Source organism: Rummeliibacillus sp. BSL5, assembly GCF_052928305.1.
The window spans coordinates 1-21,728 of the sequence record NZ_JAVGCV010000001.1 but is presented as its reverse complement, the minus strand read 5'-3'; the positions used below and the strand labels follow the sequence as shown (position 1 = coordinate 21,728).

General features: G+C 39.7%; 20 protein-coding genes, 13 tRNA genes and 1 riboswitch. Of the genes, 4 read left to right on the top strand and 29 right to left on the bottom strand.

Annotation, left to right across the window (positions count from 1 at the left end; genetic code table 11):
* Nucleotides 1–20: 20 nt before the first annotated feature.
* Entirely contained in the window at nucleotides 21–440 is a 420-nt protein-coding gene (locus RCJ93_RS00165; RefSeq protein WP_066789087.1) for a YiaA/YiaB family protein, read from the bottom strand.
* Between the two features lie 250 nt (nucleotides 441–690).
* On the bottom strand, nucleotides 691–1,884 hold the full coding sequence (gene metK, locus RCJ93_RS00160) for a methionine adenosyltransferase (protein ID WP_066789097.1): 1,194 nt from the start codon (nucleotides 1,882–1,884) through the stop codon (nucleotides 691–693).
* Nucleotides 1,885–2,131: 247 nt separating this feature from the next.
* A riboswitch (SAM riboswitch) is annotated at nucleotides 2,132–2,249 on the bottom strand.
* Nucleotides 2,250–2,527: 278 nt separating this feature from the next.
* On the opposite strand from metK, the gene pckA reads away from it, so the two are divergent.
* A complete protein-coding gene (pckA, locus tag RCJ93_RS00155) occupies nucleotides 2,528–4,114 on the top strand; it encodes a phosphoenolpyruvate carboxykinase (ATP) (RefSeq protein WP_066789099.1) in 1,587 nt (528 codons plus the stop codon).
* A 91-nt stretch (nucleotides 4,115–4,205) separates the two neighbouring features.
* Here pckA and RCJ93_RS00150 read toward each other — a convergent pair whose 3' ends face one another.
* The 6 genes from RCJ93_RS00150 to RCJ93_RS00125 all read right to left on the bottom strand — a co-directional run bounded on the left by RCJ93_RS00150 (nucleotide 4,206) and on the right by RCJ93_RS00125 (nucleotide 8,626).
* The gene (locus RCJ93_RS00150) at nucleotides 4,206–4,661 is read right to left on the bottom strand and encodes a hypothetical protein (protein ID WP_150284851.1); all 456 of its coding nucleotides are present in this window, start codon (nucleotides 4,659–4,661) and stop codon (nucleotides 4,206–4,208) included.
* A 17-nt stretch (nucleotides 4,662–4,678) separates the two neighbouring features.
* Entirely contained in the window at nucleotides 4,679–5,458 is a 780-nt protein-coding gene (locus RCJ93_RS00145) for an alpha/beta hydrolase family protein (protein WP_150284852.1), read from the bottom strand.
* Nucleotides 5,442–5,909, bottom strand: coding sequence for an RNA deprotection pyrophosphohydrolase (gene ytkD, locus RCJ93_RS00140; protein ID WP_446738088.1), 468 nt, complete (start codon nucleotides 5,907–5,909; stop codon nucleotides 5,442–5,444). Before ytkD ends, RCJ93_RS00145 begins: the two co-directional genes overlap by 17 nt.
* 51 nt (nucleotides 5,910–5,960) lie before the next feature.
* Nucleotides 5,961–6,272, bottom strand: coding sequence for a transposase (locus RCJ93_RS00135; protein ID WP_066789107.1), 312 nt, complete (start codon nucleotides 6,270–6,272; stop codon nucleotides 5,961–5,963).
* Between the two features lie 567 nt (nucleotides 6,273–6,839).
* Nucleotides 6,840–8,264, bottom strand: coding sequence for a UDP-N-acetylmuramoyl-L-alanyl-D-glutamate--2,6-diaminopimelate ligase (locus tag RCJ93_RS00130; RefSeq protein WP_446738087.1), 1,425 nt, complete (start codon nucleotides 8,262–8,264; stop codon nucleotides 6,840–6,842).
* A 107-nt stretch (nucleotides 8,265–8,371) separates the two neighbouring features.
* On the bottom strand, nucleotides 8,372–8,626 hold the full coding sequence (locus RCJ93_RS00125) for a GlsB/YeaQ/YmgE family stress response membrane protein (protein ID WP_066789114.1): 255 nt from the start codon (nucleotides 8,624–8,626) through the stop codon (nucleotides 8,372–8,374).
* Between the two features lie 208 nt (nucleotides 8,627–8,834).
* Between RCJ93_RS00125 and yidD the strand changes: the two genes are divergently transcribed.
* Nucleotides 8,835–9,068 carry a membrane protein insertion efficiency factor YidD gene (gene yidD / locus RCJ93_RS00120; RefSeq protein WP_066789117.1) on the top strand — a complete coding sequence of 78 codons (234 nt, stop codon included), beginning with the start codon at nucleotides 8,835–8,837 and terminating at the stop codon, nucleotides 9,066–9,068.
* A 99-nt stretch (nucleotides 9,069–9,167) separates the two neighbouring features.
* Nucleotides 9,168–10,127, top strand: a complete 960-nt coding sequence (locus RCJ93_RS00115; RefSeq protein ID WP_251647266.1) for a metal ABC transporter solute-binding protein, Zn/Mn family — start codon at nucleotides 9,168–9,170, stop codon at nucleotides 10,125–10,127.
* A gap of 42 nt (nucleotides 10,128–10,169) precedes the next feature.
* On the opposite strand, the gene RCJ93_RS00110 is transcribed toward RCJ93_RS00115, so the two are convergent.
* The gene (locus RCJ93_RS00110) at nucleotides 10,170–10,604 is read right to left on the bottom strand and encodes a Dps family protein (RefSeq protein ID WP_066789125.1); all 435 of its coding nucleotides are present in this window, start codon (nucleotides 10,602–10,604) and stop codon (nucleotides 10,170–10,172) included.
* Between the two features lie 166 nt (nucleotides 10,605–10,770).
* Between RCJ93_RS00110 and RCJ93_RS00105 the strand changes: the two genes are divergently transcribed.
* Nucleotides 10,771–12,693, top strand: a complete 1,923-nt coding sequence (locus tag RCJ93_RS00105; protein WP_446738086.1) for an FUSC family protein — start codon at nucleotides 10,771–10,773, stop codon at nucleotides 12,691–12,693.
* Nucleotides 12,694–12,724: 31 nt separating this feature from the next.
* Here RCJ93_RS00105 and RCJ93_RS00100 read toward each other — a convergent pair whose 3' ends face one another.
* The 20 genes from RCJ93_RS00100 to RCJ93_RS00005 all read right to left on the bottom strand — a co-directional run bounded on the left by RCJ93_RS00100 (nucleotide 12,725) and on the right by RCJ93_RS00005 (nucleotide 21,680).
* Entirely contained in the window at nucleotides 12,725–13,291 is a 567-nt protein-coding gene (locus tag RCJ93_RS00100) for a manganese efflux pump MntP (protein ID WP_251647268.1), read from the bottom strand.
* Nucleotides 13,292–13,405: 114 nt separating this feature from the next.
* Nucleotides 13,406–14,842 carry an o-succinylbenzoate--CoA ligase gene (locus RCJ93_RS00095; protein WP_446738085.1) on the bottom strand — a complete coding sequence of 479 codons (1,437 nt, stop codon included), beginning with the start codon at nucleotides 14,840–14,842 and terminating at the stop codon, nucleotides 13,406–13,408.
* 98 nt (nucleotides 14,843–14,940) lie between these two features.
* Nucleotides 14,941–15,759, bottom strand: coding sequence for a 1,4-dihydroxy-2-naphthoyl-CoA synthase (menB, locus tag RCJ93_RS00090; protein WP_147196102.1), 819 nt, complete (start codon nucleotides 15,757–15,759; stop codon nucleotides 14,941–14,943).
* A gap of 12 nt (nucleotides 15,760–15,771) precedes the next feature.
* Nucleotides 15,772–16,596, bottom strand: coding sequence for a 2-succinyl-6-hydroxy-2,4-cyclohexadiene-1-carboxylate synthase (gene menH, locus RCJ93_RS00085; protein WP_446738084.1), 825 nt, complete (start codon nucleotides 16,594–16,596; stop codon nucleotides 15,772–15,774).
* Entirely contained in the window at nucleotides 16,584–18,311 is a 1,728-nt protein-coding gene (gene menD / locus RCJ93_RS00080) for a 2-succinyl-5-enolpyruvyl-6-hydroxy-3-cyclohexene-1-carboxylic-acid synthase (protein WP_446738083.1), read from the bottom strand. The genes menH and menD overlap by 13 nt, the downstream gene beginning before the upstream one ends.
* Nucleotides 18,301–19,686 (bottom strand): isochorismate synthase, encoded by a 1,386-nt coding sequence (locus RCJ93_RS00075; RefSeq protein WP_446738082.1) that lies wholly within the window; start codon nucleotides 19,684–19,686, stop codon nucleotides 18,301–18,303. The genes menD and RCJ93_RS00075 overlap by 11 nt, the downstream gene beginning before the upstream one ends.
* A gap of 155 nt (nucleotides 19,687–19,841) precedes the next feature.
* Complete coding sequence (locus RCJ93_RS00070; RefSeq protein WP_066789142.1) at nucleotides 19,842–20,363, bottom strand: TraR/DksA C4-type zinc finger protein; 522 nt, start codon at nucleotides 20,361–20,363, stop codon at nucleotides 19,842–19,844.
* A 170-nt stretch (nucleotides 20,364–20,533) separates the two neighbouring features.
* A tRNA-Glu gene (locus RCJ93_RS00065) sits at nucleotides 20,534–20,605 on the bottom strand.
* Between the two features lie 7 nt (nucleotides 20,606–20,612).
* Nucleotides 20,613–20,703, bottom strand: a tRNA-Ser gene (locus tag RCJ93_RS00060).
* A gap of 3 nt (nucleotides 20,704–20,706) precedes the next feature.
* Nucleotides 20,707–20,783 (bottom strand) — tRNA-Asn (locus RCJ93_RS00055).
* Between the two features lie 8 nt (nucleotides 20,784–20,791).
* A tRNA-Ile gene (locus tag RCJ93_RS00050) sits at nucleotides 20,792–20,868 on the bottom strand.
* Between the two features lie 4 nt (nucleotides 20,869–20,872).
* Nucleotides 20,873–20,946: transfer RNA gene (locus RCJ93_RS00045), tRNA-Gly, on the bottom strand.
* 4 nt (nucleotides 20,947–20,950) lie between these two features.
* Nucleotides 20,951–21,026: transfer RNA gene (locus RCJ93_RS00040), tRNA-Phe, on the bottom strand.
* A gap of 19 nt (nucleotides 21,027–21,045) precedes the next feature.
* Nucleotides 21,046–21,122 (bottom strand) — tRNA-Asp (locus tag RCJ93_RS00035).
* A gap of 3 nt (nucleotides 21,123–21,125) precedes the next feature.
* A tRNA-Met gene (locus RCJ93_RS00030) sits at nucleotides 21,126–21,202 on the bottom strand.
* Nucleotides 21,203–21,229: 27 nt separating this feature from the next.
* Nucleotides 21,230–21,322 (bottom strand) — tRNA-Ser (locus RCJ93_RS00025).
* A gap of 10 nt (nucleotides 21,323–21,332) precedes the next feature.
* A tRNA-Ile gene (locus tag RCJ93_RS00020) sits at nucleotides 21,333–21,409 on the bottom strand.
* A gap of 7 nt (nucleotides 21,410–21,416) precedes the next feature.
* Nucleotides 21,417–21,490: transfer RNA gene (locus RCJ93_RS00015), tRNA-Met, on the bottom strand.
* Between the two features lie 21 nt (nucleotides 21,491–21,511).
* Nucleotides 21,512–21,587: transfer RNA gene (locus RCJ93_RS00010), tRNA-Ala, on the bottom strand.
* Between the two features lie 16 nt (nucleotides 21,588–21,603).
* Nucleotides 21,604–21,680 (bottom strand) — tRNA-Pro (locus tag RCJ93_RS00005).
* Between the last annotated feature and the right edge of the window lie 48 nt (nucleotides 21,681–21,728).

Below are 21,728 nucleotides of genomic sequence, written 5' to 3'. Positions count from 1 at the left end.
GGGAGGCCATCTCTTTACTTTTATTCTTCTTGTTCCTCTCCATTGATGTTGCCTTTGAGTGACTTACCATATTGTCTGTCACGAATTTCCTTTGATAGCGCGAAAGAGGTGTATAAGACAAATATGATCCCTAACCAATAGTATCCCTTTTCGACAAGCTCCCATTCTGTATTCCAAACACTTATCATCCCTATTCCAAATGAAGCAATCGTTGATAAATAACAAAGGAGCAAATATTCTTTTGTTACTTTAATTCCGTCGTGCCGATCGCGAATTGTCTTTACAAGTGAAAAAGCAGAAAAAGTAATCCACCCCAACAAAATAGTATAGAATCCTCGCTCAACAAGTTGCCAATCTGTATTCCAAATCGCAACTAAGACAAAACCAAAGCCGGTTAAAAAAGCAGCCCATGTGAGAAAAAAGAATTCATTTGTTTTCAACCATCTCTCCTCCTTGAACTTCTTATTAACTTATTCAAAGAGAGAAAAGGTTATGAACCGAAATTATATTCATCTCTGTGTGCACGGTTTTTATTTTGTCTTCATTTTATTTTTAAAGAATGGTTTGTTCACACCCTATTAAGAATAATGGAGAATAAAAACAAAAAACCCTATCACAAATGTGACAGGGTTCTCATAAGAATCAGCTTATCGCTTCATGGAGGAAAAACCTCCATAGTATGAATTCAATTTATTTAAACTTAGCTTTCAATTCTTCAGCTTTATCTGTATTTTCCCAAGGTACATTTAAATCAACACGACCGAAGTGCCCATAAGCCGCTGTTTGTTTATAGATTGGACGGCGAAGATCAAGCATTTTAATAATGCCTGCAGGACGCAAATCAAATGTCTCACGCACGGCTTCTACTAATTCGCTTTCTGTGACCTTTCCTGTACCAAATGTGTCTACAGAGATAGAAACTGGCTGAGCTACACCGATCGCATATGCTAATTGAACTTCTGCGCGCTCTGCTAAGCCTGCAGCTACAATATTTTTAGCTACATAACGTGCTGCATATGCTCCAGATCGGTCCACTTTTGTTGCATCTTTCCCTGAGAATGCACCGCCGCCATGACGCGCATACCCACCGTATGTGTCGACGATGATTTTGCGACCTGTAAGACCTGCATCCCCTTTTGGTCCACCAATTACAAAGCGGCCTGTTGGGTTAATGAAGTATTTTGTGTTTTCATCCAGTAATTCAGCTGGCACTACATTATTGATTACTGTTGATTTAAGATCTTGTTGAATTTGTTCTAAGGTTACATCTTCATCATGTTGAGTTGAGATAACAATTGTATCCACACGCACTGGATGGTTGTTTTCATCATACTCAATTGTTACTTGTGTTTTTCCATCCGGACGCAAGTATGCAAGTTGACCAGTCTTGCGAACCTCTGTTAAACGACGTGCCAATTTGTGCGCTAAGCTGATTGGAAGCGGCATTAACTCAGGTGTTTCATTGCAAGCATAGCCGAACATCAACCCTTGGTCCCCTGCACCAATTGCTTCGATATCTGCATCTGACATTTTTCCTTCACGAGCTTCCAGTGCTTGGTCTACACCTTGTGCAATATCAGGTGATTGTTCGCCAATTGCTACAAGTACTGCTAGGTTTTCTGCATCGAAACCGTATTTACCGCGTGTGTAACCAATTTCAGCTACTGTATCTCTTACAATTCCTTTGATGTCAACGTATGTTGAAGTCGTCACTTCTCCTGCAACAAGGACAAGGCCTGTTGTGACAGTTGTTTCACATGCAACTCGCGCATTCGGGTCTTTTGCAATAATGGCATCTAAAATGGCATCCGAAATTTGGTCACAAATTTTATCTGGATGTCCTTCTGTTACGCTTTCTGAAGTAAATAATCTTCTGTTAGTCATTTGGTTGGTTTCCTCCTAAATCAACGAGATCCTCTCGAAAGTGATACGGTACTCATTACCCATGTCCGTTTAAATGGATTAAACGCCAAGCTTTAGCTGCTTTTTAAACACGAGGATATAGAAAGTGCCCTTACATACATGCTATATATTAATATGAAACAAAATCAATTTGCCTCAATTTTTACACAAAAAAACCTTTCGCTCATTCGCACAATGAGGAAAGGATATGTTTCGTAAGCACCTTTCACTCTTATCGTTCAAGGAATATTCCTTGCATCAGATTAGCACCAGCACATTTAACACTTGATAAAATGCAGGTTGCCGGGTTTCTTAGGGCCTGACCCTCCACCAGCTCGGGATAAGAGTATCCGTTCTATAGCATATAGTAAGCGAATTGAACAAGAAAGTCAAATTTTCGATGAAAAATAAAGAAAAAAGTTGATTTTTGATGAATTTTGTTGTGTGATGTAGTTAAGCGTTTTCGTAAAGTAAATTAATGAATTAATTTATATAGAAAACTTTTAAAAAATAACGAGTTATTAGTATAGACTAATACGCTTAATGTGTTATACTAATTCTCGAAATGATTAATACTCACCCACTTAGCAAGGGTAATAATATAAAAAGGATGGTACGTACACAGATGAATTCAGTAGAAATTGCGAATGAACTGAATGATTTATTACAAGGGCGCAATATTTTAGAACAGCTTTCAGTTCCACAATTAGTGGAAAAAGCAACTTCACGTGGAGAAGCAATCTTAACGGTAGATGGTGCTGTTCGCGCAGTAACTGGCAAATATACAGGACGTTCTCCTAAAGATAAATTTATGGTAGAAGAAGAATCCTCTAAAGACAAAATTGATTGGGGCAAAATCAATCAACCTATTTCTTCAGAAGTTTTCGATTCATTATATACGAAAGTAGTAGACTATTTAAAAGAAAAAGAAGAAATTTTTGTTTTCAAAGGATTTGCGGGTGCTGACCCTTCATCCCGTCTTGGCATTCGTGTTGTGAACGAATTCGCATGGCATAATTTATTTGCACATCAATTATTCATCCGCCCTACAGCTGAAGAATTAGAAGAACATGAAGCAGATTTCACTATTGTTTCTGCTCCTACCTTTAAAGCTGATCCAGCAGTAGACGGAACATCTTCTGAAACATTCATTCTCGTATCTCTAGAAAAACGCATTATTTTAATCGGCGGCACAGAATATGCTGGCGAAATGAAAAAATCAATCTTCGGCATTATGAATTACCTATTACCACAACAAGGTATTCTGTCTATGCACTGCTCTGCAAATGTTGGTGAATCAGGCGATGTAGCATTATTCTTCGGCCTATCCGGTACAGGTAAAACGACTTTATCTGCTGACAGCAATCGCAAATTAATTGGTGATGATGAGCACGGCTGGTCAGACAATGGAGTATTCAATATTGAAGGAGGCTGCTATGCGAAAACAGTCAACCTTTCTGCTGAAAAAGAACCTGAAATCTATAATGCTATCAAATTTGGCACAGTGCTTGAGAATGTAACGATTGATCCAGAAACACGTATACCTGACTATGATGATACTACATTAACTCAAAATACACGTGCTGCATACCCAATCCAAAATATCGAAAATATTGCAAGTCCATCTGTAGGTGGTCACCCTAAAACAATTATTTTCTTAACAGCTGATGCGTTTGGCGTATTGCCTCCAATCAGTAAATTAACAAAAGAGCAAGCGATGTATCATTTCTTATCTGGCTTCACTTCCAAAATTCCTGGAACAGAACGCGGTGTCGTAGAACCAGAACCAGTATTCTCTACATGCTTTGGTGCTCCATTCTTCCCACTGCATGCTTCTGTATACGCAGAAATGTTGGGTGAGAAAATCGATGCTCATGAAGCTAATGTATTCTTAGTTAATACAGGCTGGACTGGCGGCAGCTATGGTGAAGGCAGCCGTATGAAACTATCTTATACTCGTACAATGGTTCGTGCTGCAATCGACGGCAAGCTAGACAATGTATTCACAGAGCAAGATCCATTCTTTGGTCTATCTATGCCTACACAAATCGAAGGAGTGCCAACAGAAGTTTTAAATCCGCGTAATGCATGGGCGGATAAAGATGCTTATGATCAAAAAGCTAAAGAACTTGCTGGCATGTTCCATGAAAACTTTAAAAAATTCGGCGTCATTTCAAAAGATATTTCTGAAAAAGGCGCGCCAATCGTTTAATTGCTACAACTTATCGCTTACAACCTATAAGTAAATCCAAATCGCAAAAAATCCCCGGCAGGCCCAAGGCTAGCCGGGGATTTTTGGTTTTTTAATCTGTATCATCTGGAAAAAATTCTGCTTCTGTATCGTATTTCTTAAACATTTCGAGAATAGGTTCGGCATCTTCTCTCGTTACTTGATTAAAGAAAATTTCTTCTGCGTAATTTCTTATTTCAATGCCTTCTATTCCATGATCATCATGGAACAGAATAGAAAACCATTTTAACTGTTCTTTTGAATCGGCTGAGTGGTGAATAAAATAATCTCTTATTTTATCATTTAAGGTGACACGCTGAATTTTTACTAAGCCTTCATCCTGTGAACTAAAACTGAATTGTTCCAGTTCTTGAATTGCCTCGCTTTCTTCCTTCCAATTTTGCACCTGCAGCTCATTGTAGGGTCCAGAATAAACCTCCCATAATTCCTGCCAGAAAGGATAGCGTTTTTTAAACGGCAAGGTATCACTTTTATGCCTTACATCATTTGTCGCTTTAAGATAACCCATCTTTTCACCTACTTATTTTATTGTAGTTTCATCCATTGGCATGCCCCTCGGAGGACATTGCGATTAGCTACACCCGGGAAGTAATGAGTGAATTCGGGATAATACCAGGTTTCAACTCTTTTATCCAATTCCTTTAAGCGCTCTTCAAGTAGTTCAGCATGCTTAAAACTCACATTGTCATCTTTCATCCCATGAATAATTAAGACCGAAGCATTAATTTCTTTTATTCGGTCTAAAGGCGTGCGCTCTTCATATGCAGCTGGATTGGTCATAGGAGAACCTCCGAATACGCGTTTCATCATCCGACGCATATCAACCCGTTCTTCGTATGTGTACTCAATGTTAGAGACGCCTCCCCATGTAACAATGGACGTGATGTCATTTCGAATAATACCAGTCCAAAGAGCCATAAGCCCACCTCTAGAAAATGCGAACAAATGAATTCTCTCACTGTCACAAAAACGCTTCAGCACTTCGACAGCATTTACTGCATCAAAGCGGTCTTCGCCAGCAAACATATCCTTTCCTTCACCACCGCGTACACCTCTATAATACGGCGCGAATACGACAAAGCCATTTGCCGCAAGCTGTGTAATACGAGCAGGACGTACCATCCCCACATTTTGAATGCCGCCTCGCAAATATAGGATTCCTTCACTCTTTGGATTTTGTAGAGGCGTAGCAAGAAGCCCTTTCACTTTTAAACCTTCCGACCAATATGTAATCTCGGCAAGTTTGACATTTGGATTGGGCGATGGATAATCCCTCATGTAATGGATATCACCATTGATATTCACGTTCACTCACCTTCTCTAACATTTTTTTCATCCCTGCATCTTTCATATAAAAACTTAGATTGGTGCAGTGATCTAATTCTTCCTCATCCAACAGGCATGTGCCAGCTGTTTCTTTATACTGGTGATTTTGTTCGATTGCTTGGACAGAGGCTATAAATACCGCCTTCGTAAAAGGCCTTTCTGCGTGAACTATATAAGTGGCAAACCAAACTATATCCGAGAGCACGGCCCCTGTTTCTTCATATACTTCCCTTCTTGCCGCATCTTCTAACATTTCCCCCTTCTCTACCTTACCGCCCGGAAATTCAAGACCGCGAAGAGGGTGCTCGGTCAACAACCATTTCCCATTATATTTCGCTAAAACCAACACATGTTGAGGTTTGATGGAAAAAGAATTCTTTTTAAAAGAGAGTTCACAACCAAAGCCATTTAAATCTGTATATGTAAACATACCTTCGCTCACTCCTTGTTTTTATAAGTGTAACGAAGGTAAATCAATCCATCAACTGTAATAAGGCATTCCCTCAATAAATTTCTTAGTCTCTTCATCGCCGTATTCATGAATGATGGCATAAACTTTAGCCAACCGTTTATCTACTTCATTGTTTTGTGCATCAAGATGATAAGGAACAGCTGGAAGGTGTGCACGCCACATACCACTTGCTTCCCACCCTTGCATTTGTCTAAAAAGTAAATCAAGTACCTTTAACATTTCAGCATTCGTATTGATTTGGAATTCCCAAGGTGCTAGGTCTGGGGAAAAATTATAATATTTATGCATTACCGACACATAGGCATCTACTTGTTCTGACATCATGTAATCCTCCTTTATTTGGCCACGTTTTTTATAGCATGGTTGTGTTTAATTTTTTTATACGAGGATTAGGCATTTAAAACGTTTCTTGCCTTTTAACTTGCATATTATATAAGGAAACGGAAAATTCAGAAAGTGGTGAGGCTATGCATCTATTCACTGGGGTCTTCTTAGCTGGTCTTCTTATTGGTCTATTTCTTGATGCGCTCACACTTATATTCTCTCCTCGTTCTAAACATGCAGTGCGAATGACAGTATTATTTATCACATCGATTTTTCTTTTTATTATAAGTTTATTTTTGAGCAGCACGCTCGGAACCATGATTGGCTTTTTAAGTCTTGGTATTTATACGACAGCCCTTCTATTAGCTTTATTCGGTATATGCAGGATATGGAGAATGAGAACCTATTATGGGATAGTCATATTCGTCGTCTGCTGGTTTATTCTTTCTTTATTCAGATAAAAAGTGATACCAAATAAAAAAATTTAAAACCCCACAACCGGCAATTGTGGGGCATTTATATGAAATCTCCAACAATTGGGGGAGATGTGTTTTGAGAGTACACTTATTGTTCAACAAGAAAATTTACAGTATCAATATCTGAACTCGTCGGCAATTCAAAGTCTTGCTGGTACATCTCAGCTCCCTTTCCAGTAATAAATACCCAATCATTTGCATCTGCTTCATCTATCGCTTTTTGTATTGCAAGGGTGCGGTCAGGAATAATCAAGCATCCATCATTCACTTGCTCTAATGCTTCTTTCATCTCTTCCTGGCTCAGATCATTTAAATCATCGAAGGTAAGAATTTGTACATCGCTATTATTTTTGGAGTTTTGGATCATGTCCTTACGTTTTGTTGTATCTCGATTTCCTCGAAAACCAAAGACATGGAATATACGGTTTGCCCCTTCTTCTTTTGCTGTTTCTAAACAATAATTAAAGGCATCTGCTGTATGTGCATAATCAACGACGATAGTGGTACCTTTTGGGTGGGTGATTTTTTCAAAGCGTCCTGGAACTCCTGAAAAGCTCTCCAGTGCTTGAATAATTTCTTGGGGAGGAATACCAATCTTGCTTGCCGTTAAAAAAGCTAGCGCAGCATTTAATATATTATGTTTGCCATCAATTTGAAGGTGAAGTTTGTGAATAGAATTCTTTTGTAATGCGAAGGTTCCTTTTCGGGTTTGGATGGATGTAAGGTGAAGGTCATGATGGGGTTTATCCCCCATTGAATAGAATGTGGAATTATTTTTTAATAAACGGTTTGCTAATATCTCACCATAACGATCTCCCCGATTAATGATTGCTCTGCCAGTAGGTTTCATTTGGTCAAATAAACGTGCTTTTACAGAAAAATAATCATCAATGGTTTTATGGAAATCTAAATGATCATGGTCTAAGTTTGTAAATAAACAATAATCAAATTCCACACCGGTAACACGATGCTGGGCAATTCCATGTGAAGAAACTTCCATCAAGATATATTCATCCTGGCTTGCATTTAATTGTTTATTCAGCTGTAGCGGGCATGGTGTGGTATTGGCAGAATTGCATACTTTGCCGTTGATTTCATTTTGTACAGTACCAAATAAAGCACATTTATTTCCTGTGCTCTCTAAGATATGCTTTAACATATAAGAGGTGGTAGTTTTACCATTTGTTCCGGTAATCCCAATCATTGTTTTCCTTTTTGATGGATGATTATAAAAAGTACAAGCTAATTGAGCCAACGCTGAGCGTCCATTTTCTATTTGAAAATAAGGTACCGTAACATGATCCAATTTTTTCTCACCCACAACAGCTATGGCACCGGCTGCAATTGCATTGTCAATATATTGATGCCCATCCGTTTGGTATCCTTGTATAGCCACAAAGAGTTCATTTGGTAGAGTTTCTTTGGAATTCGTGGAAATCCCTTTAATCTCTATCTCCCCATGCTGTTCATCTATTTCGCAAGCCAGGCATGAGATTAGTTCCTTTAATTTCATTTTCTCACCTCTTAAAGCATTGCAACGAATTATGCTTATCATGGCCGTTAATCCGGCTTCTATACAAAATAAAAGCGCAAATCCAAAAGGATTTGCGCTTTTACCTGTTATTTTCTTCTCATTGCTTTCATAATTAGGCTGACAATAAAGATTAAAATGATTGCACCTAATAGAGCCGGAATAATATAGAAATCACTTACTTTTGGTCCCCATTCGCCTAATAAGTTACCACCAATCCATGCACCAATAATACCAGCAATAATGTTACCGATAATACCGCCTGGAATATCTTTACCTAAGATTAGACCTGCTAACCAACCTAGGATACCTCCGATAATTAAAAACCAAATAAAACTTAACATGATATCAACTTCCTTTCTTTCTTTCTGTTTGTTTGGCTCTGCTTATATATTCCCCGATAGAATGAAATTAAACTCCTTTTTTAAAAATAGTTATATACCAAGCGCTTGCTTTTACTATTTTCTTAAAGGAAGATTACTATTTTTTTTAGAACAGTTGCAGTAAAATAAAGTAGATTAATCAATAGATTATAAAGGAAGTTGACATATATTGAAAAAAATTCTCATACTGCCTATTCGCTTTTATCAAAAAGTGCTATCACCATTAAAGCCACCTAGCTGCCGTTTTTACCCTACTTGTTCTAACTACGGAATTGAAGCTATTGAAAAACATGGTGCATTTAAAGGTAGCTACTTGGCGATTCGACGGATATTACGTTGCCAACCATTTTGTGAAGGCGGCTATGATCCAGTGCCAGAAGAATGGCCTCCGAAAAAGAATTAATTTTCGGGGCTTTTTTTATTGTATTTTCTACAGATATCTTGTATAGTAGTTATTGTTTAAAAAACAAACCGTAATGATTACTATTTATGAGGTGCTATAATGAAAAAGTTTTATATAATTTTTTTAGTAACGGTCATAGCTTTATTTACAGCTGCTTGTGGAACGACTAAAAATGAACAAGACACTGCCAATAAAAAGACGCTTAATATTTACACAACTGTTTATCCACTTCAATATTTCGCAAAACGAATTGGTGGAAGCCATGTTAATGTTTCATCTATTTATCCACCTGGCTCAAATGAACATACATTCGAACCAACGCAGCGGGATATGATGAATTTAGCAGATGCAGATTATTTCTTTTACGTTGGTTTAGGACTTGAAGGATTCGTTGAAAAGTCAAAAAAATCTCTTCAAAATGAACAAGTCCAAATGGTTGAGACTGCCGCACAAGTATCAAAAGACAAACTTGCTGTCAGTACCGGCAAGGAAGAAGACGAACATGAAGGAAATCATGAAGACGGTCACGAGCATGGCCAGTATGACCCACATGTTTGGCTTTCGCCAGTTATCAGCCAAGATTTAGCAAAATCTATTAAGAATGCTTTAGTAAAAGCGCAACCTAAGAACAAAGCTGAATTTGAAACGAATTATGAATCACTTGTTAAAGATTTAAACAAGTTGAATAACGATTACAAAACAATGGCAAAGAATGCAAAGCATAAAACATTCTTTGTTTCACATGCTGCTTTTGGCTATATTGCAGGCACATATGGATTGAATCAAGTAGCCATTGCTGGTCTTAACTCCCAGGATGAACCATCACAAAAAACACTGGCTCATATTGTAGACCAAGCAAAAGAGGATAATGTACGCTACATTCTATTCGAGCAAAATGTTTCTTCAAACCTTGCTAAAGTCATTCAGAACGATATCGGAGCACAACCTCTAACACTCCACAATCTAAGTGTACTGACAAAAGAGGACATTCAACATAAAGAAGATTACTTTACATTAATGCAACGAAACATAGACACATTTAAAAAAGCATTGAATTAATAAAAGATGGCCTCATCCAAAATTGGATGGGCCATCTTTATTTTATCCTAAGAATGCATTTAACATCCATACATGCTTTTCTAAGCTTTGATAAATGGAGTTAAGTAAATCCTCTGTCATATCATCATTTTCATTAGATGCTTCTGTCATACCAGCTTTCAAACTTTCCATAACCAGATTAAAATCTTTAATCAGTGTATCCACCATTTGTTCAGCTGTTTCGCTACCTTGAGCTTCTTGGACATTCGAAATCTCTAGATGCTCTTTCATAGTTGCTACTGGTTTGCCACCTAGAGATAAAATACGTTCAGCAATATTATCCAGATGTTCTGCTGCTTCGTTGTATAGCTCTTCAAACTTGGCATGCAATGTGAAGAATGTTGGTCCTTTTACATACCAATGATAATTGTGAAGCTTTGTATATAGCACTGACCATTGAGATACCAATTGATTTAATTGTTGTTGTAAATTAGACATAACGTACACTCTCCTAATATTAATTTCTTCTCGTGTTTAGTATTCCTTCTCTTTGAACAAATTAAACATATGAATTGTTCGTCTTAACTAATTTAAATTTGATATACTAAAGTAAGTGATAACTTTTTTATTACGAATTCAACAACATAGAGGTGTAATGTAATATATGTTTCGATCTCATTTAATCCAATGGGTAAAAGGAGCATTTGCCATAAACAAGACACCATTTCCACTGTCTCGGGCGCTATGTGCCGGCATTTGCTCTGCAACTCCAACTTTAATAGGCATTTTATTTAACCATTTTTCATACGGACTAATGGCCTCGATTGGCGGCTTTGCTTACTTGTATGTATGGAATGAACCCTATCTTCAACGAGCGAAGAAAATTTTCCTTGTTGCAGCCAGCTTTTCTGTACTTATGATGTTAGGTGTATTGACGTCCTCTTCGACTATATTATTTTCTTTATTAATAGGCCTTGTAGGAGCATTAGTGACTTTCATATTTGGTGCACTTAAAATACCTGGCCCTGCATCCATATTCTTCGTGATGATATTTTCAATGTCTTCTGCAACACACCCTGATCCCCATCTTGCATGGCTATACGGTGGCCTGGTAATGTTAGGCGGCATTTTTTCCTGGATAGTCGCTATGATTGGCTGGTTCTGGCATCCATATGGCCCAGAAACCAAAGCAGTCCATGCAGTTTATACCGAAATTGCAAGATTAATCGACAAAGTGGGCACAGATCAATTCGATTTAGCTTGTGAAAAAACGGTTCAGATCTTAAATAATGCAGATACCGTTTTATTAGCCGGCTATTCTCCTTGGCACAGCTCTCTTAGTTACAAGCGACTTTATCTGCTAAACAATCAAGCCAACCTCATTTTCTCAGATATTCTGGAACTTGTTGCAGATGGCTATACAAAACTCCCTAAAGAAGTCGGGCAGTCTGTCAAAGCTCTTGCTGACTTGATTGATAATCCCTCCTCTGGTGTAAAAACAATTTTACAACCTAAAGAAACGACTCAAAAAATCAGCGCTTTATTGTCAAAAATATATGATGCTGATGCTATTTTGAATAAGACTTTAAAAAATATAAATGCTGAATTAAACATATCTAAACCTTCTGCATTTAAATCGCTGAGCCATGCTTTGGACAAGGATTCCATTGTCTTTACCAATTCGATAAAATACGGCTTTGTCTTAATCATTGCTGCATTAATTGCATTCTCATTTGACTTTCAACGTTCATATTGGATTCCTGCTTCCTGTGCAGCTGTTATGATGGGCTCTACCATTATAAGTACTTTTCACCGGGCCATCCAACGATCACTTGGTACAATCTTAGGTGTATTGATTGCATCTGTTATTCTCTACAATCAGCCAACAGGTATCTTAGTGGCATTGTGCAGTCTTGTCTTTAGCTTTTTTACAGAATTATTTATCGTGAAAAACTATGCGTTTGCGGTTATATTTTTAACGCCCAACTCCATTTTAATTGCAGAGAATACAACACAGATCAATAATCTTTCTTTCTTTGCAACTACACGCGTAACAGACATTATTATTGGAGCAATTATTGGGTTAATAGGTGTGCTCCTAATCGGCAGACGAACTGCTTCAAGCAGGCTGCCCAATATTATCGCCAAAACGATTCGTAGTCAATCAGAGCTACTGTTTAATTTATTTTCAGCTCAAACACAATACTCAGCAACAGACCGTACAAATAAAATGAGTAAGATGCAAATAAATATGACAAATCTTCGTACAGTCTACACGACAGCGTTAGGAGAATTACCTAGCAATAAGACTTTAGATTTCTTATGGCCAACTATCGCTTCGTTGGAGCAGCTCAGCTTCCATCTAAGCTCGCTGAACCAGACATCCCAATCGGTCGTGTTAGAGGAAGAAAACTTATCAAAATTGCTCTATCTATTTGAATCCATGGCTAAAAACATGGAGCAACAGCAAATCACAGCAAAACACAATGTACCTTTAATTAAAGGCTACGGCAAAATAAAAAAAGAAATTTTAAACCTTCAAGATGCACTCAATCTTTACCAAACTAGAGTCACAAATCAAACATAAAAAGCCTTCCGGATTGGAAGGCTTTTTGCCATTATATAAACAATTCAAAAATACCGATAAAAATAAGTAGTACGCCTGAAAGGATAGTAGCCTTTCTTCCAATGACCGTCTTCGATATGCGCAAGCCAAATTCTCCGCCAATCGAAAAAGCAACAACAGAAAAAAAGCCGATGGATAAAACTGTCCAAATTGCCGAAATTCCATTTGCCCCTATCGCAATCCCCGTAGCCAAACAATTGATAGATAGTATAAGCCCAAGTAATGCAGCCTCTTTGAATGATATTATATTATTTTGATCTTTATCTATTTTATCCAGGTTGAAATTTTTTTTGGTTTTCAACAAATCATCGACAATCATATAAATACCTATCCCTGCCAATAAGAAGCTCCCAATCATATCTGCAAGATGAGGCGATAAATAATGGGCTATGGCACTCCCAATCTTGACGGAAATATATGTAACGGCCATAGATATGAAGGCAATGGTTACATTAGAAAGCAAGGGAATTCTCGTTTTTTTTATGCCATATGCCAGTCCTATCCCTAAATTATCTAAATTAGCCGCAATGCCAATCAATATAATCGTTATCCAGTGCATCTCATTCTCCTTCGCATAGATAGGTATTGCCTATTTTATGCTTTAAGACATAAAGGAATTGGGCTGAGAAAAAGCAATAAAACACTTCCTTATAAAGAAAGTGTCTTATTCACATCATATAAGCTTTGGCAATTCTCTTCGCAAGAGCTTGTTCGCCCCATTACGAGGTAAGTCCTTGACAATAAATATCCGTTTCGGCACTTTATAGCCCGCTAAATGTTCTTTACAGTAGATTAACAAATCTTCTTCGTCTATATTCCCTTTGGTAACGACAAAGCCATAAGGCACTTTACCCCATTTTTCATCCTCAACACCGCAGACACCCGCTTCTCTAACAGCAGGATGCGAGATCAATGCATTTTCAATTTCAGCGGGGTATATATTTTCGCCGCCTGAAATAATCAAATCCGCACGACGATCAACAACAAATAGGTAACCTTCATCATCCAAGTAACCAATATCACCGCTATGTAGCCAGCCTTCTTGTAAGGCAGATTTTTCTTTAAATCGTCCAATATAACCTGGTGTGACATGAGGTCCGCGAATCAATATTTCACCTTCCTCGAATGGCTTAGATACACCTTCAATCGAAATTTGGTTAAAGAACAGTGGTTTCCCAGCTGACCCAATTTTCCGCATAGCATCTTCACTGGAAAGAGTAGTGGTTTGTGAAGCTGTTTCTGTCATCCCATACGTTTGGGCAATCTCGATTCCAAGCTCCGCTGCTCGCTCCAAATAATCAATCGGTACTGGTCCCCCGCCCGCAAGCATCGTTTGAAAGCGTTCAGAAGCCCTCTGCCCACGTTTTTCTAATTCTTCGATAATCCTTGCAAGAGTTACTGAGACAACAGACATGCGCGTCACAGAGCCTTCTACTAATTGATCAGCCACCTTCTTAGCATCAAATTTTGTATAAAGCACAAGTTCCACACCGTGTAATATGCATTTACAAAACATCGAAAATCCGCTGATATGGAATAGCGGAACTGTACATAGCCACGCTTCCTCTTTTAATAACCCCGTATTATAAAGCGATGACGTAGCGCTGGAAAGATGATTTCCTACCGTCTGACGCACACCTTTCGGAAAGCCTGTTGTACCTGAGGTATACATAATAGTCATCGTATCAGACTCATTCCATTCACTAGAAGGACTAAACCCCTTCCCTTCAGTAGCAAAAATATCTGTGAAAGCGTAGGTTCTTGTATCACTAGAAGGCAGCTTATCAACCAAACTATCCTCCGCTAATATAGCCGAGACTCTTGCATCCTCTATCTGATAAGCCAGCTCCGTTTTGCTTAAGCGTAAGTTTAACATGACCATTTCACATTGTAAGTGCATGCATCCGCCTATCATGAAGATTAATTCAGCTGTGGAAGAAGCATAGAGGGCAATTCGGTCTCCACGCATGATGCCAAGGGACACTAATTGTTTTGCAATGAGGAGAGATTGTTCATTTAACTCTTGATATGTCCATGATTTGTCTTGATAACGCAATGCTATACGATTTGGCGTCAAGCTTGCGCGTTGGATGATCCAATTTGGAACCATGATTTCATTCACCTTCTCCGTTCTATTATTTTTATTTTACCACAGAAAAAAAGAGCCAACGTATACGTTGACTCCTTAGAAAATGAGTACTCTTCGGTTTATGGGAAACGTGGGAATTGACCAAAGTCCGGCTTGCGTTTTTCTTTGAACGCATCACGGCCTTCTTTCGCTTCGTCCGTTGTGTAATAAAGTAATGTTGCATCTCCACCGAATTGTTGTAATCCTGCTAAACCATCTGTATCAGCATTGAATGATGCTTTTAGGAAACGTAGTGCAGTTGGAGATTTTTCAAGCATCTCTTCACACCATTGTACAGTTTCATCTTCTAAGCGTTCATATGGTACGACTGTATTGACTAGCCCCATATCCAACGCTTCTTGTGCATTGTATTGGCGGCATAGGTACCAAATTTCGCGTGCTTTTTTATGGCCAATGATACGTGCCAAATAGCCAGCACCATATCCAGCATCGAATGAACCTACTTTTGGACCAGTTTGTCCAAAGATAGCATTGTCAGCAGCGATTGTTAGATCACATACGATATGTAGTACATGTCCACCACCGATAGCAAATCCTGCAACCATAGCAACAACCGGTTTTGGAATCTTACGGATTAATGTTTGAAGATCAAGCACATTTAAACGTGGAATGTTGTCATCGCCAACATAGCCGCCATTGCCGCGTACTTTTTGGTCTCCACCTGAGCAGAATGCTTTTTCGCCTTCGCCAGTCAAAATAATTGCGCCGATTTTAGCGTCGTCGCGCGCACGTGTAAATGCATCAATCATTTCCGTTACTGTTTTCGGACGGAAGGCATTGCGCACTTCTGGACGATTGATTGTTATTTTTGCGATGCCATTATAAGATTCATATTTGATATCTTCGTAGACATGTTCTGTTACCCATTCACGAGTCATTAATGAGTCCTCCTATTCGTCTTCTAAATGTTCCTTTATTATTGTAGCAAAGATTTGAGGATTTTCCACATGTATTGCATGGCCAACAGCTGGCACGATATGATGCTCACAAATTGGAAACTCTTCTTTCATCTCTATTGCTTTTTGAATAAATTTTCGATCGAGTTCTCCAGTTAGCATGACAACAGGTTTTTGAAAATGTTTAAGCTCATGCCAATAGGACGACTGCTTCCCCGTCCCCATTCCTCTCAAGCTATTGGCAAGTCCAACAGGTGATTGGTTCAGCCTTTCATCTCTTACTTGCTGTTTAATATCAGCTGGCAAATGTTTTTGTGATTCAAATAAAGGAATGTTCTCCCAATAATTCACAAATGCTTCTACGCCATCTTTCTCAATACGCTCTGCCAACTGCCGATCATTTTTTATCCGGGTTCTGCGTTCATCTTCGGTCTTTAAACCTGGAGAGGCACTTTCTAAAACTAGCTTTTTCACTTTATCAGGATACCTAATGGCAAAAGCTAGTGCCACTCTACCTCCCATTGAGTACCCAACCAATGTACACGTATAGATTCGGCGGGCTTCGAAGAATTCACGCAGCAACTCCACTTGTTCATCCATCGAGTAGGCCTCTACGCTATAAGGAGAATCCGTTAAACCATGGCCCATTAAATCAATTGAAATCATACGATACTTTTTGGATATCCATTGTTCAGTGGATTCCCAAGTCTTTGTGCTGCCTGTAAAGCCATGGAGAAAAACAATGGTCGTTTTTGCTTCCGGATTAACCACTTGATAATGGATATTCTGGCCACGAATACTTGTCATTACACTTGCCATTTCTTGTCTAACTCCTTGCCAATTGCATCCCAAAGATTACGATGTGCTTCTAAATTCTGCGCACGATTGGTGAACACTTCAATGATTCGCAACGCTTTAGCCTTCGGCCGTTGCACTACTTTCTTAAGTTCTTCCTTTGTATGGACAGGTTCGTACTCTGCATCATACATTTTTGCCAAATCAGCAAATTGAAGTCCTGAAGGTGTGCCAAATAGTTCCTCATAATGTTGTTCAACTGTCGATTGCGACAGATAAGAGAAGATGCCCCCACCATCATTATTCATAATGACAATCGTTATATCACATTCTTGATATCGTGTAGCAATTAATCCATTGCTATCATGTAGAAACGCTAAATCGCCTATCAACAAATACGTATCCCGCTTTGTTGCCAATTGCGTACCTATTGCCGTGGATACAACCCCATCAATGCCATTTGCTCCTCGGTTAGCGTAAATATGAATATCACGCGAGGTTTTCGAAAAGAAAGTATCGACATCTCGTATTGGCATGCTGCTACTTGCAAATAAGTTACTTTCATCTGGCAATGACTGGAATAAAACAGCTGCCATTGCCCCTTCATCGGACTCTTCTAGCTTGTATGTTTCAACTTTAGCTTCTGCAGCTTCATTTGATTGTGTCCACAGATTTACATAAGCTGAATCTATATTTGCTGGATTGATGATAAGATCATTTAGCCACTGATCGATAGATGCCTGAATATGCATGGTTGAGAGAGAAAGCGAATCACGAAACATCGGATCTTCATCTACTACCAAATAGGTACTTGGCTCACAATACGTTAAAAATTGCATCAATGGTTTAGAAACAGGCTGAGCGCCGAAGCGGATCACTGTATCTGCTGCTGCCATCTGTTTAAATGCTTCATTCTTCAGCAATGCATCGTATTGATCAATAATATAAGCTTCGCAGTCTTCTGGCACATTCGCTCGCAATTGGGATAGACTATCAGCGAGAACAGGCCATTTTAGCCGGCGAACCAATTGCCATATATAGGTGACATCTGTGCGTCCTGGTAACTCCCCAACGATAATAAACCCTTTTTTCGCTTGTTCAATGACTGTTTCAAACAGATTCATTGCGTGCTCTGTTGGCTTCAATTGAGAGGATATGCTCTCTGTAAAGGAGACTGCTGGCAACTGTTCCGGAAAATCAATCAATAATGGCTCTCTAAACGGCACATTGACATGAACTGGTCCATATGGATGCGTGCTTGCAATAGCCACCGCACGAGCGATATGGCGCTCAATAAACGGCAATGTCTGTTGTGAGTCATCTGGTATTGGAAAATCAACTGTCCATTTTACTTGATCTCCATAAAGATGGGTTTGCGCAATCGCTTGGGGTGCTCCTACTTCACGTAACTCATGCGGACGATCTGCCGTTAATACAATTAAAGGTACACGTGCTATTTTAGCTTCTACGATCGCTGGGAAATAGTTTGCTGCTGCCGTACCTGATGTACACACAAGGACAACAGGTTTCGTACTAGCCTTGGCAAGTCCCAATGCGAGAAAAGCAGCTGACCGCTCATCCACTTGTCGATATAGCGTAAATTCTTTTCTGTGGGCAAATGCATAAGCAAGTGGTGTAGAACGAGAGCCAGGGCTCACTACAACATCTTTTATGCCGGTAGCATGCAATGCACTCACAAGTTTATATACATAGTTATTTAAAATCTCTTTATTCGTCATCTAATTGCCCCCCTAAAGCGCGAACCATTGGGCGGAATTTTACAAGTGTCTCTTCATACTCACTTTGTGGCGTTGAATCAGCTACAATGCCTCCACCCGCATATAAAAAGGCTTTACTCGAATTTAATAATGCTGATCGTATTGCAACTGCAAATTCACCATTATTTCGGTCATCCAGCCAACCAATTGGTGCTGCATATAATCCTCTGTTCATCGGTTCATATTGGCGTATCACTTCCATAGCGCGCATTCGCGGCACACCGCCTAAAGCAGGAGTCGGATGCAAGGTTTTCGCCAATTGCAAAATCGTAGCTCCATTCTTTAAATGTCCCTCAACAGGTGTAAACAAGTGTTGGATATCCCGGATTTTTAATAGCTCAGGCTGGCTAGGGATTGTATAAGAAGAACAATTATCCTTAAATGTCTTGCCGATCATATCCACTACATATTGATGCTCTGAACGGTTCTTCGTATCATTATATAATTCAAGCCCTAAGCGTTCATCTTCATCGCTTGTTCTCCCACGTTTAATAGAACCCGCTATGCATGATGAATACGCATAAGCATCTTGCACTTTTACTAAACGTTCAGGAGAGGCGCCAAAAAAGAAACTGTTTTTATATTCTAAGCCAAACAGATAGCTATTTTGTTGTTCATTCATTAGTTGTGCAAGAACATTTGCTGAAACAACTGGCTCTTGAAATTTCAAAACATGTGAACGCGCAATGACTACCTTGTCCGCTTCTTTCTTCTGAATAAGATTTGTTACTTGTTCAATCGATGTAAGGTAAGCTGCTTTATTGGGCTCTGTACTTTCAACCACTATTGGTTTAGCGTATTCCACTTTCTCCAATGTGTAGCTTGCACGGAGAAGTTCATCTCTTTTTTTGCAAAGCTTCTGAAACAGTCCTGCATCTTCCCGTTCTGCTATATAGTTTGTGCTAATATAGCTGTGTCCGTTACGGATAATTAACTGGTAGGTAGCAGCTGCGAAAAATGCTTCTGGCACATCATCCCACTCGCCTGACTGTGTGTTGGCAGGATCAAATGTAAAACCTCCGAATAATACGGGTCTTACATTCTCCTCATTTGTGAGTACATGCTGCGTGAGCTTCTTCCATTGCTGGTCGACCTCTTCAAAACGTCCCTCATTTAATCCGCTTTCGATTATATGTGCATGGCCTAAGCCAACTAACGTAAAAGTTTGATCAGGATTTTGCCAGAAAAAACGTTGTCCAGTAAATTCTTCTTCACCTGCATGAAAAAAGGCTAATGCAGACAAAGAGCTAACTTCGATTGTTTCTGAGAAAAACTGCAGTGTTGTTTTTTCTGTATCCTTTTGGTCGCCGATTGTTGACGACAACTGATGATTCATGAAAATTACCTCCGTCAGTAGATCATTTATCTACTAAGTACATACTTCTATATATTCTATCATACAACTTTCATTAATTTTCGGCACTTATTTGCTTTTTTAATGACTAATCATGGAATTTGGACAAAACAAAAAGACTGCGTAAATGCAGTCTTTTATAAATCTGTATCATAAGTTCCATCAGATTCGCTTCCTTTATCAGATGGTGAATCCGATGAACCATATTCTTCGACAACCAGAAAGCTATCTTCACCGTCAACACGGTAATCCTTCAAATTACTTGGATGTGAAGTATTCCCTGTGAGAACTCCTTCTTCAACTGAACGTTCCGTTGTATCTAGTGTATCCTCTGCATGCTCTATGCAAGTCAAAGTTCTAGGCATTGCTTCTAAGCGTTCGTAAGGAATTTCTTTACCACACACTACACAGGTACCATACGTACCATTCTCCATGGCCCGAAGCGCTTCTTTAATTTCTTCTTTTTGAAAGTCATGGAATTTATCCATTGCTAGCTCTGTTGCTTGGTCTGTCAGATCTGTCGCCTGATCAGCAGGATGGTTATCATAGTTAGAGAGCTCCGTTGATTCAAAAACCCTGTCATTATCAGGTCTTTCTTCAATACGTTTCAGCTCATCCAATAATTCATTCTTTAAATGTTGTAATTGTTGTTCGTTCATATACTTAGCCTCCCATTCTTTCTTATTTATTCCCCAAAAACAACTTTTCAAAGCCATTTTTCGATTTTTAAGAAAAGAAAAAAGATGAGATGGAAATTCTAGAAATATTGAACGGATTAACATAACAATAAAAAAGTCTTTAGAACATAAACTGTTCTAAAGACTTAGTATGACCCCTACGGGATTCGAACCCGTGTTACCGCCGTGAAAGGGCGGTGTCTTAACCGCTTGACCAAGGGGCCAATTCTATGGCGGAGAAGGAGGGATTTGAACCCTCGCGCCGGTTGCCCGACCTACACCCTTAGCAGGGGCGCCTCTTCAGCCACTTGAGTACTTCCCCATATGGCTCCGAAGGCAGGACTCGAACCTGCGACCCTCTGATTAACAGTCAGATGCTGCTACCAACTGAGCTACTTCGGAATAATAAATGGTGGGCCTAAATGGACTCGAACCATCGACCTCACGCTTATCAGGCGTGCGCTCTAACCAGCTGAGCTATAGGCCCATTTTGGAGCGGGTGAGGAGAATCGAACTCCCGACAACAGCTTGGAAGGCTGTGGTTTTACCACTAAACTACACCCGCATCATGGTGGGTCGGGACAGAATCGAACTGCCGACACTTAGAGCTTCAATCTAATGCTCTACCAACTGAGCTACCGACCCATAATGCTTTTGAAAAAAATGGCGGTCCGGACGGGACTCGAACCCGCGACCTCCTGCGTGACAGGCAGGCATTCTAACCAGCTGAACTACCGGACCATTTGGTTGCGGGGGCAGGATTTGAACCTGCGACCTTCGGGTTATGAGCCCGACGAGCTACCGAACTGCTCCACCCCGCGATAATGTTATATATTATTTTATGATAATGGAGGAGGAAGAGGGATTCGAACCCCCGCGCGGTTTGACCCGCCTGTCGGTTTTCAAGACCGATCCCTTCAGCCAGACTTGGGTATTCCTCCGATATTTAAATGGTGGACCTTGCAGGACTCGAACCTGCGACCGGACGGTTATGAGCCGTCTGCTCTAACCAACTGAGCTAAAGGTCCTTTAATATGGCGGCCGAGGGGATCGAACCCCCGACCTTACGGGTATGAACCGTACGCTCTAGCCAGCTGAGCTAGGCCGCCATGATATTATATTTTAAAATTTGGTGGAGCCTAGCGGGATCGAACCGCTGACCTCCTGCGTGCAAGGCAGGCGCTCTCCCAGCTGAGCTAAGGCCCCAAATTAATTTTTTTAATGGTCGGGAAGACAGGATTCGAACCTGCGACCCCTTGGTCCCAAACCAAGTGCTCTACCAAGCTGAGCTACTTCCCGGAAATGGTGCGCCCAGCAGAAGTCGAATCCACAACCTTCTGATCCGTA